Genomic DNA, 16,062 nt, shown 5'->3' on the forward strand with positions numbered 1-16,062 from the left:
GGTGTTAGTTAATCAAAGTCGAAAGAGACTTAGTATCTTGCTCAACAAATTTAGTGAACTCTTGTGCATTCATGTTGTGGATAGTCATCGCGCCTTTATTCATAAACTCTTTGAATTCAGGTGATGCCATCGCTTGATCAAATGCCTTGCCTAGCGTCTCGATTACTTCATCTGGTGTATTCTTAGGAGCGCCAATACCACGCCATGTACCAGTGACTACATCAATACCTTGCTCTTTTAAAGTTGGTACATCAGGGATATAAGAAATACGCTCTTCAGACATTACACCTAGTGCTTTTAGCTGACCAGAACGCAGCTGAGCAATGGCTTCACCTGGGGTAACCATAGTTACATCAGTATGGTTACCAAGAACCGCAGGAATCGCTTCTGCTGCACCGTTGTAAGGAATTGCGTTTAGTTTAATACCTTGGTTTTTCTCTAGTGCCATTAGATAGAAGTTTGGAGCCGCAGTAGATGCAAACTTAACTACGCCATCGCCTTTTTTAGCTTCAGCAATAAGGTCGTTAATGGTGTTATATGGGCTATCTTTAGCAACTAGAACAACTGCAGGGTCAAGGTTAACCATACGAATCAGTTTAAAATCACTTGCATCGTGTTGCATCAGTCCCATCTGTGGTAAAGAAGCAATTTCACGAGTAACAACAGTCAAGGTATAACCGTCTGCTCGTTGTTGAGCACCAAAACTCATCCCTACAGCACCTGCGCCGCCAGTACGGTTCATCACCGCTATATTTTGGCCAAGAATGTCTTTGGCTGAATTTGCAAGTGTACGCCCAACAGCATCAGTACCACCACCGGCACCAAAAGGAACGACCAAGCGGATATTCTTAGTTGGGTAATCAGCAGCAACTGCAGTTGCAGATACCATAATACCGGCAGCAACCAGTAGAGATTTTAATAGTTTATTCATTGTATTGACCTTATGTTGGATAGTTACTTTCTAAGTGTTTGAGTAGGGTTGGAGATCTTATTATTTTGATATTCACTCATGCATAGCTGCTCCATAGCGACTGCAATCCAGCCGCTCACTAGCATGTCATACCACTGCTCTACGCCACTGCACGCGACAACGATATCGCCATAGACAAATGAGCCGTAGAACAACAGGTCGTCTTCACGAAGCGAAGATGTATGTAGGGTTTGATTGGTTAAATTTGAATTGGAGTTTCGCCACGCTTGCTGAGCTTTCTTTCTTGCGAACTCATCGAATGGAATCGTCCACGATTGCGGTTGACCAAGAGAGGCTTCACATAGAATAGCTTCTTGAAAATCACTCTCCCAAGGCTTAACTCTTGGGTCCATGATCACAATATGCATTTCCTTGCGATTAGTACGCTCAAATAGCCTTTCAATGGCAGGTTTTACTAGTTCAATAGCATCTTGAGCTATCTCTTTATGACTCTTCATCTGTTCAATCCCTATGAATGCTTGCTCATATACCGTGACTATATTGTATGACATGCAAAAGGAGTAGATACGAGTTACGCAAATGATATATTGATCACTCAGGCATAATCAAAACAGTGCATATGATCGCATAATTATTGATAATCGAAGGATAAAACGGAGAAGTAGCTCACACTAATTTATTGAGGCAGTGCGATGCCCGATAGCACAGGCAGATATAAGAAGAGATAAAGGCATAAAAAAAGCCCCATAATAATGGGGCTAAGAGATTGATATTAGTATTATATTATGCCGCTTTTAGCGTGTACTTTTTCTTAAGCGCCACATTAACAAGGGCAATTAGGACAGGCACCTCAATCAGTGGCCCAATTACTCCAGCGAACGCTTGGTCTGAATTAATACCAAATACTGCAATCGCAACCGCAATCGCCAATTCAAAATTGTTGCCAGTTGCGGTGTAAGCAATTGATGCATTCTTGTCATACTCAATGCCCATACGCTTACCAATATAAAAACTACTGAAAAACATAACCACGAAGTAAATGGTTAACGGAATAGCAATACGCACTACATCCATTGGCAACTCTAAAATCATCTCACCCTTAAGGCTAAACATCAGCACGATAGTGCCAAGAAGCGCGATTAATGTCATTGGTGAGATACGCGGAATAAATACCTCGTTGTACCAAGTTTCACCTTTTGCAGCCACAAGATACTTTCTACCTAAGAAGCCGGCAGCAAATGGGATGCCAAGGTAGATAGCAACGCTTTGCGCAATCTCAAGCATTGAAATATCGACAACCATACCTTGATAGCCAAAAACTGGAGGTAACACTGTGATAAATAACCATGCCATAAAGCTATAGGTTACTATCTGGAAAGCACTATTAAGTGCAACAAGTGCGGCACCGTATTCACGATTACCGCCACCGATGTCATTCCAAACCAGTACCATTGCAATACAGCGCGCTAAACCAATAAGGATGATACCAACCATGTATCCTGGGTGATCGCCAAGGAAGGTCATTGCTAGAACAAACATCAAGATAGGGCCAACAATCCAATTCATAACCAGAGAAAGCTTAATTGCTTTACGGTCTTTGGTGACTTTACCCAGCAGGTTGTAATTCACTTTAGCAAGCGGAGGGTACATCATTAAAATAAGTCCTATCGCCAATGGAATATTTGTTCCACCTACCGACAAAGACTCATTAATATCAGCTACCTGTGGAAACAATGCTCCAATAGCGACTCCGATTGCCATTGCTAGAAAGATCCAAACCGTAAGATAGCGGTCTAAGAAACTCAGCTTGGTTGTTGCTGTTTGTGATTGACTCATAGTCACCTTCGTTAATCGTCGAAAAACGATTGATGGTAGTAAAAAAAACCGCTTAATACAAAGCGGATAACATTTTCTTATATTGCGCTACTGTTTCAGGTATTACTCGGTAGCACATTTTAGGGGGCTTAGGTTCTCCGCGAACAAAGCCAACCTCTTTAAGTATTCTTAGGTGCTCGGAAACCGTAGATTGTGCAAGCCCTAACTCTCCAACCAGATCGCTATTTAGGCATCCTCCGCAAGAGTCTAAATCTACAAGTACCTTTAGAATTCTAACGCGAGCAGGATGTGATAATGCTTTAGACAAGCGTGCAAAATCAGCTTCCAGCTGTAATTGCCCTTCATCGCTACTAAGTAAGTCGCTAACTACACATTCACATTCAGACATGACCTACTCCGATTATCCTATTAATAGCCGAAATAATACGCCTCATTAAAAATATTTCAACTCCGCCCACAGATGTATTCGTCTATCTCGACTACCCTATATGGCTTGGTGCAAGTAATACAGTTATTTACCACCTATTACACAATAGTAATGAAAACTAACTTTTATAAAACAATCAATATGTTAGTATTTATGCATAGTCAGTATCAATTTATTTGATACTTGTGAGTGATTTTCATGCTGAGTTATGACCCCATATATCTTACAAGGAGTAGGTTATGTTCAAGTTTTCTTTAAAACAGATCACCGTATTTGACGCAGTCGCTAGCCAAGAGAGCGTTAGTGCTGCGGCTAAGAAGCTTTCTATGACCCAATCCGCTGTAAGTATGTCACTATCTCAACTGGAGTCAGTACTTGACCGCCCTCTTTTCAATCGTCAAGGCAATAGACTGGTCCTAAGTCACTGGGGACACTGGTTACGCCCGCGTGCTAAAAAACTGCTACAAAATGCACAACAAATTGAGTTTGGCTTACATGACCAACACCTTATCAGTGGCAACCTAACCCTCTGTTCAAGTCAAACTGCCGCCAAACACCTCTTACCTGGTCTCATCAGTAAAATTGATAGCGATTTCCCTGAAATGCGCATTGACCTGATGATTGAGAATACTGAGAACGTCATCGACTCACTGTTAAATTATGATTGTGACCTTGGGATTATAGAGGGAAAGAACAGCGATGGACGCTTACAAACAGAACACTGGTTAGATGATAACTTAGTGGTTATTGCCTCCCCTAATCATCCTTTTGCCCACTATAAGCAGGTAACATTAGCGCAGCTTGAACAAGCCAAATGGGTGCTACGTGAACCAGGGGCAGGAACTAGGCGCATCTTTGATGGCGCAATACATGGGCTTATAGATAATATAAAGGTATGGAAGGAATATGAAAGTGTGCGTGTAATAAAGGCAATGGTTGCCAACGGAAGCTACCTTGGCGTAGTTCCTTATCTGGACGTGGTGAATAAGTTAGAGACCAATCAACTGATAATATTACCAACACCTCAGTTAAATATGCAGCGCGAAATTTCATTTATCTGGCGTACAGATAGTGGTGAGTCCCCTTTAAGGGAGTGCTTGTTATCAGAAGCAAGAAGATTAACTAAGGGACGATCTTTCAAGCCACACAAGAGTTCAACTCCCGTGTGACCTAAAAACTTGGTTGTGTCATTTTTTATTTACGCGACAGTACGTTGTTTATCAGCTTGCTGTTGCGGCTGATAGAAGTTAGCAACCCATGCTGCTATAGCATCACGCTGCAATAAACCAACATAACGCCCTTGGAAAACGACTGGATAGCTGCTCGGCATTTTGCTCGCAGCTTGAGCTAAACGCTCGCTATAAGAAGCACTTACCCCACCCATATAAAAACCATTGTTGTTAACCGGATAAAGAACATCTTGGTCAACTATCATTGGCTCAAGAGCGCTAAGTACGCTTTGCTCTGGTGATAATGTACAAACGGGTGTTTGCATAAAATCTTTTACTACTAGTGTCGACTCAATATCAAAGTCTTGTCCCCACAGCCCGCGCAGTAGATCTTGCTGTGAAATAAAGCCAACAACATTATCAGCACTATCAATAACCGCAGCCCCAGCTTGATTATTATCGATTAATGCTTTTAGACCACTCACACAGTCTTGTGTCTCGTAGCAAGTTACTTGATCATTGGTAGCCAAATCCGCTACGCGTAAGTTTTTTAGTTTTTCTAGCATGTCGTACTCCAAATTAGATAGGTTCGAATATTTTTGATCTGATGTATTGATTACGTGTAGGCCGTCTTCGGATTTATTCTCTATACTCCAAAACGCCAACCCGACTAATACACCTCCACCAAAAATATTTCCTAGGGTTACGGGTATTAGGTTGTTTACTACAAAATTGCTCACATTAAGTAGCTCAATGTGTATCCCTGCCGTATGTGCCGCTTCTAACATTTCACCGGATGCCAAAAACTTCACTGCTATCCCTAAAGGCACCATAAACATATTGGCAATACTGTGCTCGAAACCCGAGCTGACAAACATCGCCACTGGCAATAGAACAAGTAGTGACTTGCTCGCACTCTCTTTACTGCTGAAACTCATCCATATTCCTAGGCATACCAATAAGTTACATAACACTCCCAGTGAAAATGCCTGCCACCATGAGTGCTCCAGCTTATGGGTTGCTATGTACAATACATTGAGCCCCCAATTTCCACCGTCGAGTAAATACATCTTGGCCATGATAATTAGGCTAAGTGTCAGCATTGCTCCTACAAAGTTGCCCGCATATACCCGAAGCCAACACAGTAGTAACTGCTTACTACTTACTCGCTTCTGAGCCCATGCTATAGAGCTTAATACGGTGCTGGTAAATAACTCACCGCCACAAACCACAACTAAAATAAGACCAAGTCCAAACGCTAAACCTCCAGCGAAACGGGTCATGCCCCATCCTTGGCCTTGTGATCCTGTGGTAACCGTAATGTAGAAAACAAACGCTAGAGCGATAAACGCTCCTGCGAATATGGCTAATACAAAAGACTGCTTAAACGGCTTTAAAACCTTTTGATGCCCATAATCAGCAGCTGTTTGGGTAAGGCTAGGCGCAGCTTTAGAACCTAGATCCTCAACCAATGTCGGCTTTGGGCGATGTAGTGACATTCATTTCTCCTCTGAATGTGGCAGTAGATACTGCTTGCTAATAGTTGTTGCCAATACCGTTTACTGGCAACACATTCAGAATATGAAATCTTAGATTGAAAAAATATCGAGTAATTTTGATTCGATCATTAAGGGAATTTGAAGCAAAAAAGGGGTTAGTGGTCGCAACATCACTAGATGCGCGCTCACTAACCCCTTTATATAGGTGGCTTAGCGTGATTTACACCATTATCTGGCTAGCAATCCTCACTTCCCTTTAGGGTATGAAACCCAGAGTAGATGCGAGTTACCGTGGTAAACCAGCATAAGCAACCAAAGGCGTAAGCTATATAAGAGAAATAATGAGGAAGCAGACACAATATAATAAAACAGGCTATGGTTTCTGTTCCTTCAGTAAGGCCGCTCATGTAATAGAGGGATTTATACTTATATACAGGATTATTGATACCCCTCTTTCCCGCCATTACCGCAAAAGCCAAGAAACTACTCCCTGTACCAATAAAAGAGAAAATCAGGAACGCTCCAGCAATCGCATTTGCTTCTGGATTAGCTAAAACAAAGCCAAACGGTACCAGCGAATAAAAAAGAAAATCGAGACTAATATCGAGAAAGCCCCCTGCATCACTGATCCCTTGCCTGCGGGCTAATGCACCATCAAGCCCATCAAAGATACGATTTAAAACAATAAACACCAATGCAGCCGTATATTGCTCAATGACCAACATTGGCAGAGACAGACAACCAATAACAAAGCCAATAACAGTCACTTGATTGGCAGTAGCTCCACATCGGTCTAGTAGTTTCGCGCATTGCGCCAGTGGCCAGCGAATTAAACGCACGCTGTAGCTATCAAGCATGACGGTCCTCTTTTTGTAACGAGTGTGATATATCGCACCAAGGCCAGCTCAAGGTACGGCAACTCGGCGGGTTATCTTGCTCATCATGAGTCACTAATAGCGTTGGAATGTTAGCTTGCTTTAGTTGCTCAAACACCCAGTCTCGAAACTGACTGCGCAGAGCCTTATCGAGTTTACTGAAAGGCTCATCTAATAGTGCAACTTGAGGCTTAGCAAGTAACATACGCGCCAAAGATATTCTCGCTCTTTGACCTCCCGATATCTGATCAGGATAAGATGCCTGTAGCTCTAATAGCGATAGGTTCTCTAGTGCCTGAATTGCTTGTTCACGACGAGCCTGCCCTTTAATTGACTCAGGTAAGGCAAAGGCGAGATTTTCCCAGATATTCAAGTGAGGGAACAACAAGTCCTCTTGAAAAAGAATCCCAACCTTTCGCTTGTGAGCTGGTAGAGCATCTATCTGCTCTCCATCCAGCTCGACTCGTCCTTTATAGCAGAACTCATCACTTAGGTGTCCAGCGATGACGTCAAGTAGCGTAGATTTCCCACAACCACTAGGTCCCATTAATGACACCACATCTCCCGGTTTAACAGTGAGATCAATAGGATCAAACAACAGCGCACCATCGCGCTTATAAACGGTGAGTGCGTTTAGACATAGACTCATCAGCTACAAACCTTTTTATAGAAATACGACCAAGCTTAATGCGGCTTAATAGCACCACCAGCATAAAGAACATCAATGGCAGCAATGCCTGCCAAAGCCCATAGATTGCTGTGACTCGGCGATCAAAGCCACTCGAAAGCGCAACCGCCTCTGTGGTCAAAGTGGTAATACGTCCAGCCCCGAGTATCAAGGTTGGCAGATATTGCGTTAGGCTAACACTGACCCCGATAGCCCACGCAAATAGTACAGCTGAAAACAACTGCGGTAGTTTAATCGCAATAAATACATGCAGTGGCGACTTTCCAAGGCTTAACGCTACCTGCGTCATTTTGGGATTATAGGCACGCCAAGGGCCATCAAGAGCCAAGTACACAAAAGGAAATGCAAACAATACATGCGCCCAACATACCCAAAGCCAATGGTAATCACCGGCTATCGACAAGCTCACTATCTGCAACCCAAATAGCATAGATAACTGAGGTATCAACATCGGGAGCACTATCACCATACCAGGGATATGCCAGCGATAACGTAGGCGATATTCATGAGCAATTAAAGCGAGTACGATAGCAACTAGTGAAGAAACTAAAGCCAAACTAAGGCTTTGCTGCAAGGTAGAAATAATCCCCTGCCACTCATACTCCCAGAACCGCATGCTGTATCGACTCGGTATTAAGTCAGGAAAGCGCCAGCGCTGAGCAAAGCTCCACAACAGCATCACCGGCACTATGCTTAGGCACAGCCCAATCAATCCAAGTATTACGCTTGTGCCCGGAAACTGGATACCACTACGTCCCGAATATTGCCAAGCTCGGTATCTCCGGCTCACGCCATATTCGATTCCCCGAGCTAGCAGCAACACAAAACAGGTCAAACAAAACAGCACCACAGCACCTGCCGATGCGCGAGGCAACAGCGACAAATCGGGGTCGTTAAACCACTGCCATACCAATACTGCAAAAGTGGGGGGATTAGTCGGCCCTACAATCAAGGCTACATCGACTACTGACAAGCTATACGCCAACACCGCAAACATAGGAAAACGCAGCTTCACCAGCCATTGTACCAGTAGCACCTTCCACCACATTTGAGAGACGCTATAGCCAAGAGAGGCGGAGACCTTAATGCTTTTTTCTACATTGAGCTGTTTAAGGATAGGGATGCTCATTAGCAGTAAAAACGGTACCTCTTTGATGGCTAACATCAAGGTTAGCCCTAGAGCATATGGGTCTTGAACCAGCAGCGCTTGTTGTGCACCACTGTTATGAGTAAGGTCTACTCCGGTTAAGGCATGCAGTGCGCGCACGCCAAGTCCGGTTGGAGAAAACAGAAAAGCAAAACCAATCGCAAACGCCACATGTGGCAAGGCTAATAAAGGAGAAAGTGTTATTTCAATACGTCGCCACCAGCGGCTATGCCAGCATGATTGGAGAATAACAAAAGTAAGCAAACAAGCTAAATAACTGCTCAGTAATGCCGAGCTTAAACTTAGAGCAATTGAGCGCCCTACACCATGCCAACTAAATACATCGCTGAATGCTTGCAAGGAAACTTGCTCCATCCCCAACGGAGGGATGAAGCTTAAAGAAGAGGCGCTGACACCTAACATTCCCGGCACAATCGGTAATACACATACCGCGATAACCACAAGGTACAACAATCGAAGCATTACGCGGCAACCTTACTGGTTTCCATAGCGCTGTAACCATTCTTTTTCAAGGCGAACCTGCCAACTCGGGTGCGGTTCAGAGACAGATTTAAATTGCTGTGAACGCTTTGCACTTCCAGTGAGATACTGTTTTTCTAATACTGATGGATCGCCCCAGATATTCACATCACCTTTACGTGACTGAGCCTCAGGACTTAACAAGAAATTAATCGCTACCATAGCACCAGCCTTAGCACTGGAGTTCCACGGAATCGCTAAGAAGTGAATGTTAGATAGCGCCCCGGCATCCATCGCATAAGCTTGTGTTGTTGGCTCTAAATGCCCAGCAGCCTGAGCTGAATAAACCGCATTAGGGTTGAATGTCAGAGCAAGATCGAGCTGGCCATCATCTAGTAAGCGCACCGTTTCAGATGTCCCTGAAGGAAACTGTTTACCGCCACGCCACGCCACAGCATGCAAGGCATCTAAATACTGCCATAGCGCTGGGGTGAGTTGATTATAGCTTTTATCTGTTACTGGACTTTGTAGTAACGGGCTATCATTGGTTAACTCAATCAATAGTGACTTAATAAAGCTAGTACCATGAAACTCAGGGGGTTTCGGATAGCTCACTCGATTAGGGTGAGCCTTCGCATAACTGAGTAACTCACTAAAAGAAGCGGGAGGATTTGTTAGCTGCGTTGAGTCATAAATAAACACTAATTGCCCCACCCCCCAAGGCGCTTCAAAGCCCTCGGTTGGAACGGAAAAGTCCACATCTACAGGCAGGCTCTTATCAACATATTTCCAGCTTGGAAGTTGCTCGACAAAGGGTCCAAACAGCAACCGGTTTTCCTGCATAGATTTAAAGTTCTCACCGTTAATCCATACCATGTCAATGCTACCACCTTGTGCTTTGCCCGCAGCTTTTTCAGCTAATAAGCGCGAGCTGCTTTCAGCAATATCGGTGACCTTTACGTGCTTAAGAGTAACGCCATAGCGACTCTGTAATTCTTTGGACGCCCATTGCAGATAGCGGTTTATCTCCTGACTGCCGCCCCAAGCATGAAAGTAAACCGTCTGTCCTTTGGCTTTCTGTTCAATATCTTGCCAGTTTTGAGGCGCAGCATGAGCCATGAATGTAACCCATGTGATGCTCAGTATCGCGAGGAGTTTTTTCATACAGTTATCCGTTACTTTCCTTGGTATAAACCTAAGCGTGATGCTGACTCGGTATCGAAACAAAAAGCTCATCTCGATTTAGTCGATGACCTATATGGTAATACGCACCTAGAGCCAATGTAACCAATAGTTACGTTACGAGCTCAAGGCTGTGAGTTGCACCGTTAATTGAACATACTGTGACCGATGTTTTGATAGATAAATTTCTAGCCTTGAATAGAAACCACCTTAATTTCTGGTGTGTGTCCTTAATTAATAGGGTGTATGTCCCTGATATATAGGGTGTATGTCCCTGATTATAGGGTGTGTGTCCCTGATAAATAGGTGTGTGTCCTTGATAAATAGGTGTGTGTCCTTGTTTATCGGGGAGCAAAATGACACAAGGCAGCCTAAGCTGCCTTGTTTGTAATGATTGGATTTTCTACCACATTAGGTCATCAGGAATCACATAGTCTTTATATGGGTCATCCTCATCTACGTCGTCTGCGGTTGATTCACTGGTTGAAACCACAGCTTCAGGTACTCGCGTCGCTATTTTTTCTGCAACTATGGTTGGTATGACAGCGTAGCTCTCGCCATAGCGCGCAATACTCAAAATCCCTTTACTCAGTTGATTTCGAATCAGCTCTTCAACATATAGATACTTAACTAGGGTGCCGTCAGTAAAGTTGTACTTAATCTCACCTTTTGAGGTATCGATACGGTTCATATCAATAAGCTGCTTAACCTGTGCCTTGAGCTCTTTAGCTAGGCGCGCCTGTTCACGTTCTTGGTTAATTTTCTTATCACGCTCTTGCTGGGCAACGCGGTTTTCTTCTGCCGCGGCCTTCGCTTCTCTTGATTGAACTCGGGACTTTTTAGCGCCTTTCTTAGCCTTTTTTAGCTTCTTTTCATTCACTAAGCCCGCTTTTAACATTTGTTCTTGAAGGGTCAGTTTCGCCATCTTTATTTCTTCTTTCTATTTCACTCAATACTGCTATTTTCGCATGCCTTAGGGGCGCTTTGCTAGAGTTTGTCGAGCTTAAACGACATCAAATACTAATCGGCTTAAAAGATGCATAAAAAAACCCGCACATCATTGCGCGGGTTTTTGATATCTAGTGGAAGATTATTCCCATTCGATTGTTGCAGGTGGCTTACCTGAAATATCGTAAACAACGCGCGAAATACCATCAACCTCGTTGATAATGCGATTTGAAACCTTACCTAAGAAGTCATATGGCAGGTGTGCCCAATGCGCAGTCATAAAGTCGATAGTCTCAACAGCACGCAAAGAAACAACCCAATCGTATTTACGACCATCACCCATAACGCCGACCGAGCGAACTGGTAGGAATACAGTAAAGGCTTGCGACACCTTGTTGTATAGATCCGCTGCATGTAACTCTTCAATGAAGATAGCATCAGCGCGACGCAATAGGTCACAATATTCTTTCTTGATCTCACCAAGAACACGTACACCTAGACCAGGACCTGGGAAAGGGTGGCGGTAAAGCATGTTATAAGGCAGACCAAGCTCTAGACCAATCTTACGCACTTCATCTTTAAATAACTCACGAAGCGGTTCAACTAGCCCCATTTCCATATCATCTGGCAAACCGCCAACGTTATGGTGAGATTTAATAACGTGCGCTTTACCTGTTTTCGATGCCGCTGACTCAATTACATCTGGGTAGATAGTACCTTGCGCAAGCCATTTAGCATTCTTCAATTTCTTCGACTCTTCATCGAAAACATCAATGAATACATGACCGATAGTTTTACGCTTCTGTTCTGGATCAGATTGGCCTTCAAGGGCGCTCAAGAAACGCTCTTCTGCTTCAATCTTAATGATATTCAGACCAAAGTGGTCACCAAACATATCCATCACTTGCTCGCCTTCGTTAAGACGAAGCAGGCCGTTATCAACAAATACGCAAGTCAGTTTGTCACCAATTGCACGGTGAACCAGCATAGCCACAACCGAAGAATCTACACCACCAGACAGACCAAGGATAACCTCGTCATCACCTACCTGTTCTTTGATACGAGCAATCGCATCATCAATAATAGATTGAGAGGTCCATAGCTTTTCACAACCACAAACATTAAGAACAAAGTTCTCTAGCATGCGATTACCTTGGCGAGTGTGCGTCACTTCAGGGTGGAACTGCACGCCATAGTATTTTTTATCTTCGTTTGCCATAGCTGCAAATGGACAGGTATCCGTTTGCGCAATCTTGGTAAAATCAGATGGGATCTCAACAACTTTATCGCCGTGACTCATCCACACATCAAGTAAGGCTTTACCATCTTCAGCAATAGCATCTTCGATGCTATTGAATAGTGCTGATTCTTGTACAACCTTAACTTGCGCATAACCGAACTCGCGCTCATCAGAGCCTGCAACCTTGCCGCCAAGTTGCTCAGCCATGGTTTGCATGCCATAGCAGATACCAAATACAGGAACACCTGAATCGAATACATATTGAGGGGCGCGTGGGGAGTTAGCTGCAGTTACACTCTCCGGACCGCCAGAAAGAATGATACCGTCTGGGTTAAATTCACGAATGTCCGCTTCTTCTACATCCCAGCTCCAAAGCTCACAGTAAACACCAATTTCACGAACGCGACGCGCAACAAGTTGAGTGTACTGAGAACCAAAATCAAGGATCAAAATACGCTGGTCATGGATATTCTTAGTCATTTAGAAATCTCAATAGTATTAGATGGATGGAGGCAAATTTACCTCCAAAACTTTAAATAATCTGTTACCCCTAATCGCTAGGGGTAGTTAAGTTGATATTGGCTAAGTTGAATTCCTTGAACTCAAGGAATTCAGCGGTACAAATATTAACCTAGGCGGTAGTTTGGTGCTTCTTTAGTGATCTGAACATCATGAACATGAGATTCATTCAGACCAGCACCAGAGATACGTACAAATTCAGCTTTGGTACGCATATCTTCAATTGTCGGGCTACCAGTAAGCCCCATGCTTGAACGTAAGCCACCCATTTGTTGGTGAACGATCTCTTTCAAGCGACCTTTATATGCGATACGACCTTCGATGCCTTCAGGAACAAGTTTGTCAGCAGCGTTATCTGTTTGGAAGTAACGGTCTGAAGAGCCTTGAGACATTGCAGCTAGAGAGCCCATGCCACGATAAGACTTATAAGAACGACCTTGATATAGGATAACCTCACCCGGTGCTTCTTCAGTACCTGCAAACATAGAGCCAACCATCACACAAGATGCGCCCGCTACGATAGCTTTACAGATATCACCAGAGAAACGAATGCCGCCATCAGCGATAACTGGAATATCGAACTCTTGCGCAACTTCAGCGGCATCAGCGATAGCTGTCACTTGAGGAACACCAACACCAGTAACAATACGAGTGGTACAGATTGAACCTGGGCCAATACCCACTTTAACTGCGCTTACACCAGCGTCGATAAGTGCACGAGCACCTGCGCTAGTTGCAACGTTACCACCGATGATATCTAGATCTGGGTATGCTGCACGTGTTTCGCGGATACGGTTAAGAACACCTTCAGAGTGACCATGAGATGAATCGATTAATAGGACATCAACACCGGCTTCAACTAAAGCGGCAACGCGCTCTTCGTTACCCGCGCCAGCACCAACTGCGGCGCCAACACGTAGACGGCCACGCTCATCTTTACATGCGTTAGGTTTACGCTCTGCTTTATGGAAATCTTTTGCCGTGATCATGCCGCGAAGTTTGAATTCATCATTTACAACGAGAACTTTTTCAACGCGAGCTTCGTGCATTTTCTCTTGAACTTCTTCAGGAGAAGCGCCTTCTGTCACTGCCGCTAGGCGAGCTTTAGGCGTCATTACTTCTTCAACCGTTTTGGTTAGTTCAGTAACAAAACGAATATCACGCCCCGTGATAATGCCCACGAGTTCTTGACCGTCCGCTACTACAGGGAAGCCAGCAAAACCATGTTTTTCAGTTAGCTTAAGAACTTCACTAATAGTTTGTTCAGGGCGAACAGTCACTGGGTCAGAAACAATGCCTGCTTCAAAGATCTTAACTTGGCGAACCATCTCAGCTTGCTGTTCAATAGACATATTCTTATGAATGAAACCGATACCCCCCTCTTGAGCCAGAGCAATCGCTAAGCGAGCTTCTGTAACTGTATCCATAGATGCAGAGATCATTGGGATGTTTAGGGTAATGTTTTTCGTCAAACGAGTGCGCAGATCAGCAGTGTTTGGGAGAACAGTGGAGTGTGCTGGAACCAATAATACATCGTCGAAGGTCAGCGCTTCTTTGGCAATACGTAGCATTTGCAATATCTCACAACAATAAGTAAAAAATAGAGAAATCCAACACCTAACAGGAAGCTAGAAGATTGCGTTGGATTGATATTGCGGAGGGATTATACGCAGAGCGCAAACGATTGGCTAGACATTTTTATATTTTTTATTTGCACTCAAGCCATTGATGTGTATTATATTGGAGCTATCTTCCATACTCATGCCTAACGAGTTGAATTTGCCCTCCCAACCAAATAAAAACATCTATACCGTCTCACGCTTAAATGCAGATGTTCGTCTGTTACTAGAAAACGAAATGGGTATAGTGTGGCTTATCGGCGAAATATCAAACTTCTCAGCCCCAGTTTCTGGGCATTGGTACCTCACTCTAAAAGACTCTCGCGCCCAGGTTAAATGTGCCATGTTTCGTGGCAACAACCGTCGAGTAAGCTTTAAACCTGAGAATGGAAAACAGGTATTGGTAAAAGCACGCCTCTCTTTATATGAGCCACGTGGAGATTATCAACTGATCATCGACTCTATGCAGCCAGAAGGCGATGGCAGACTGCAACAGCAATTCGAGCAACTAAAAATGCAACTTGCTGGCGAAGGGTTGTTTGCTCAATCAAGTAAACTGCCTATTCCTGAGCATCCACAGCGAATTGGTGTTGTCACCTCATCTACTGGCGCTGCATTACACGATATTCTGCGCGTGCTAAAGCGTCGCGACCCTAGCCTACCTGTAATCATCTACCCTACCCTTGTACAAGGCGAATCTGCAGCTTTTAGTATCGCGCAGGCAATCGGCTTAGCAAACGAGCGCAACGAGTGCGATGTATTAATTGTTGGCCGAGGTGGCGGTTCTTTGGAAGACCTTTGGTGTTTCAACCATGAGGCAGTAGCTCGCACAATTGCCGCCAGCCAGATCCCGATTATCAGTGCCGTTGGGCATGAAGTTGATGTCACTATTGCAGATTTCGTTGCCGATATGCGCGCCGCTACCCCATCAGCAGCAGCTGAACTTGTCAGCCGAGATCAGAGCTACAAGCTCGATCAACTTGTCTCCAAGAAACGTCAGCTTATCGCCGCGATTAAGCAACAACTGGCCATGCATCAGCAACAGATGTTGATACAGCAGCATAGATTACAGCAGTTACACCCTAAGCATCAGTTGCAACAACAAAGCCAGCAGCTTGATGAAAAAGAAACCCGCATAAGACAAGCAATACGTGACCTATTAGCGGCACGAAAACAGCAGCTAGCTAATCTCAGCCATCGACTTGAGCTACGCTCACCTGACAACCAATTAATTACGGCAAAGCAGCAACTCACAAGCCTTGAACAAAGGCTACATAGTGCGCTATCTACCCGTATGAATAAAGAAAAGTATGCCCTTGGGTTGCTGGCAGAAAAGCTCGACGCAGTCAGTCCGCTGGCCACAATGAAGCGTGGCTACTCAATCAGTTCGATAGGATCAACTGTGGTTACAAAAGCCAAGCAAGTTAAAGCTGATGATATGCTTACTACCCGCTTTGCTGATGGCAAGATCACCTCAAAGGTTATATCTATAGAGTCGTGAA

At 44.2% G+C, this 16,062-nt stretch carries 15 protein-coding genes; 3 read left to right on the forward strand and 12 right to left on the reverse strand.

The window, feature by feature from the left end:
• Positions 1-4: 4 nt before the first annotated feature.
• From OCU28_RS08835 to OCU28_RS08850, 4 genes are all read right to left on the reverse strand, one after another.
• A complete protein-coding gene (locus OCU28_RS08835; protein WP_261815842.1) occupies positions 5-931 on the reverse strand; it encodes a tripartite tricarboxylate transporter substrate binding protein in 927 nt (308 codons plus the stop codon).
• 23 nt (positions 932-954) lie between these two features.
• Positions 955-1,428, reverse strand: a complete 474-nt coding sequence (locus tag OCU28_RS08840; protein ID WP_261815843.1) for a hypothetical protein — start codon at positions 1,426-1,428, stop codon at positions 955-957.
• 286 nt (positions 1,429-1,714) lie between these two features.
• Complete coding sequence (arsB, locus tag OCU28_RS08845; RefSeq protein WP_261815844.1) at positions 1,715-2,767, reverse strand: ACR3 family arsenite efflux transporter; 1,053 nt, start codon at positions 2,765-2,767, stop codon at positions 1,715-1,717.
• A 52-nt stretch (positions 2,768-2,819) separates the two neighbouring features.
• Complete coding sequence (locus tag OCU28_RS08850) at positions 2,820-3,155, reverse strand: ArsR/SmtB family transcription factor (RefSeq protein WP_261815845.1); 336 nt, start codon at positions 3,153-3,155, stop codon at positions 2,820-2,822.
• A gap of 278 nt (positions 3,156-3,433) precedes the next feature.
• Here OCU28_RS08850 and OCU28_RS08855 point away from each other — a divergent pair, with 278 nt between their 5' ends.
• Entirely contained in the window at positions 3,434-4,363 is a 930-nt protein-coding gene (locus OCU28_RS08855) for a LysR substrate-binding domain-containing protein (RefSeq protein ID WP_261815846.1), read from the forward strand.
• Between the two features lie 29 nt (positions 4,364-4,392).
• Here OCU28_RS08855 and focA read toward each other — a convergent pair whose 3' ends face one another.
• The 5 genes from focA to OCU28_RS08880 form a co-directional block, all read right to left on the reverse strand.
• Positions 4,393-5,862, reverse strand: a complete 1,470-nt coding sequence (focA, locus tag OCU28_RS08860) for a formate transporter FocA (RefSeq protein WP_261815847.1) — start codon at positions 5,860-5,862, stop codon at positions 4,393-4,395.
• A gap of 236 nt (positions 5,863-6,098) precedes the next feature.
• Complete coding sequence (locus tag OCU28_RS08865) at positions 6,099-6,719, reverse strand: CDP-alcohol phosphatidyltransferase family protein (RefSeq protein ID WP_261815848.1); 621 nt, start codon at positions 6,717-6,719, stop codon at positions 6,099-6,101.
• Positions 6,712-7,386: an ATP-binding cassette domain-containing protein gene (locus OCU28_RS08870; protein ID WP_261815849.1), complete on the reverse strand. Its 675-nt coding sequence runs from the start codon at positions 7,384-7,386 to the stop codon at positions 6,712-6,714. The genes OCU28_RS08865 and OCU28_RS08870 overlap by 8 nt, the downstream gene beginning before the upstream one ends.
• Positions 7,352-9,055: an ABC transporter permease gene (locus OCU28_RS08875; RefSeq protein WP_261815850.1), complete on the reverse strand. Its 1,704-nt coding sequence runs from the start codon at positions 9,053-9,055 to the stop codon at positions 7,352-7,354. Before OCU28_RS08875 ends, OCU28_RS08870 begins: the two co-directional genes overlap by 35 nt.
• 12 nt (positions 9,056-9,067) lie before the next feature.
• Positions 9,068-10,216, reverse strand: coding sequence for an ABC transporter substrate-binding protein (locus tag OCU28_RS08880; RefSeq protein ID WP_261815851.1), 1,149 nt, complete (start codon positions 10,214-10,216; stop codon positions 9,068-9,070).
• Here OCU28_RS08880 and OCU28_RS08885 point away from each other — a divergent pair.
• Entirely contained in the window at positions 10,163-10,339 is a 177-nt protein-coding gene (locus OCU28_RS08885) for a hypothetical protein (protein ID WP_261817491.1), read from the forward strand. The two genes, OCU28_RS08880 and OCU28_RS08885, sit on opposite strands and share 54 nt — an antisense overlap.
• Before the next feature lie 298 nt (positions 10,340-10,637).
• Here OCU28_RS08885 and OCU28_RS08890 read toward each other — a convergent pair whose 3' ends face one another.
• From OCU28_RS08890 to guaB, 3 genes are all read right to left on the reverse strand, one after another.
• On the reverse strand, positions 10,638-11,159 hold the full coding sequence (locus tag OCU28_RS08890) for a DUF2058 domain-containing protein (RefSeq protein WP_261815852.1): 522 nt from the start codon (positions 11,157-11,159) through the stop codon (positions 10,638-10,640).
• A 165-nt stretch (positions 11,160-11,324) separates the two neighbouring features.
• The gene (gene guaA, locus OCU28_RS08895) at positions 11,325-12,902 is read right to left on the reverse strand and encodes a glutamine-hydrolyzing GMP synthase (protein ID WP_261815853.1); all 1,578 of its coding nucleotides are present in this window, start codon (positions 12,900-12,902) and stop codon (positions 11,325-11,327) included.
• A 146-nt stretch (positions 12,903-13,048) separates the two neighbouring features.
• The gene (guaB, locus tag OCU28_RS08900; RefSeq protein WP_261815854.1) at positions 13,049-14,512 is read right to left on the reverse strand and encodes an IMP dehydrogenase; all 1,464 of its coding nucleotides are present in this window, start codon (positions 14,510-14,512) and stop codon (positions 13,049-13,051) included.
• A 190-nt stretch (positions 14,513-14,702) separates the two neighbouring features.
• Between guaB and xseA the strand changes: the two genes are divergently transcribed.
• Positions 14,703-16,061, forward strand: a complete 1,359-nt coding sequence (gene xseA, locus OCU28_RS08905) for an exodeoxyribonuclease VII large subunit (RefSeq protein ID WP_390623773.1) — start codon at positions 14,703-14,705, stop codon at positions 16,059-16,061.
• Position 16,062 lies beyond the last annotated feature (1 nt).

The sequence above is a fragment of the Vibrio gallicus genome (assembly GCF_024346875.1).
In the GTDB taxonomy this organism is placed as follows: domain Bacteria; phylum Pseudomonadota; class Gammaproteobacteria; order Enterobacterales; family Vibrionaceae; genus Vibrio; species Vibrio gallicus.

What these genes read in the sequence shown, in the direction of transcription:
- OCU28_RS08835 (WP_261815842.1), bottom strand. Translation starts at nt 931, where the DNA reads ATGAATAAACTATTAAAATCTCTACTGGTTGCTGCCGGTATTATGGTA.
- OCU28_RS08840 (WP_261815843.1), bottom strand. Translation starts at nt 1,428, where the DNA reads ATGAAGAGTCATAAAGAGATAGCTCAAGATGCTATTGAACTAGTAAAA.
- arsB (WP_261815844.1), bottom strand. Translation starts at nt 2,767, where the DNA reads ATGAGTCAATCACAAACAGCAACAACCAAGCTGAGTTTCTTAGACCGC.
- OCU28_RS08850 (WP_261815845.1), bottom strand. Translation starts at nt 3,155, where the DNA reads ATGTCTGAATGTGAATGTGTAGTTAGCGACTTACTTAGTAGCGATGAA.
- OCU28_RS08855 (WP_261815846.1), top strand. Translation starts at nt 3,434, where the DNA reads ATGTTCAAGTTTTCTTTAAAACAGATCACCGTATTTGACGCAGTCGCT.
- focA (WP_261815847.1), bottom strand. Translation starts at nt 5,862, where the DNA reads ATGTCACTACATCGCCCAAAGCCGACATTGGTTGAGGATCTAGGTTCT.
- OCU28_RS08865 (WP_261815848.1), bottom strand. Translation starts at nt 6,719, where the DNA reads ATGCTTGATAGCTACAGCGTGCGTTTAATTCGCTGGCCACTGGCGCAA.
- OCU28_RS08870 (WP_261815849.1), bottom strand. Translation starts at nt 7,386, where the DNA reads ATGAGTCTATGTCTAAACGCACTCACCGTTTATAAGCGCGATGGTGCG.
- OCU28_RS08875 (WP_261815850.1), bottom strand. Translation starts at nt 9,055, where the DNA reads ATGCTTCGATTGTTGTACCTTGTGGTTATCGCGGTATGTGTATTACCG.
- OCU28_RS08885 (WP_261817491.1), top strand. Translation starts at nt 10,163, where the DNA reads ATGAGCCATGAATGTAACCCATGTGATGCTCAGTATCGCGAGGAGTTT.
- OCU28_RS08880 (WP_261815851.1), bottom strand. Translation starts at nt 10,216, where the DNA reads ATGAAAAAACTCCTCGCGATACTGAGCATCACATGGGTTACATTCATG.
- OCU28_RS08890 (WP_261815852.1), bottom strand. Translation starts at nt 11,159, where the DNA reads ATGGCGAAACTGACCCTTCAAGAACAAATGTTAAAAGCGGGCTTAGTG.
- guaA (WP_261815853.1), bottom strand. Translation starts at nt 12,902, where the DNA reads ATGACTAAGAATATCCATGACCAGCGTATTTTGATCCTTGATTTTGGT.
- guaB (WP_261815854.1), bottom strand. Translation starts at nt 14,512, where the DNA reads ATGCTACGTATTGCCAAAGAAGCGCTGACCTTCGACGATGTATTATTG.
- xseA (WP_390623773.1), top strand. Translation starts at nt 14,703, where the DNA reads ATGCCTAACGAGTTGAATTTGCCCTCCCAACCAAATAAAAACATCTAT.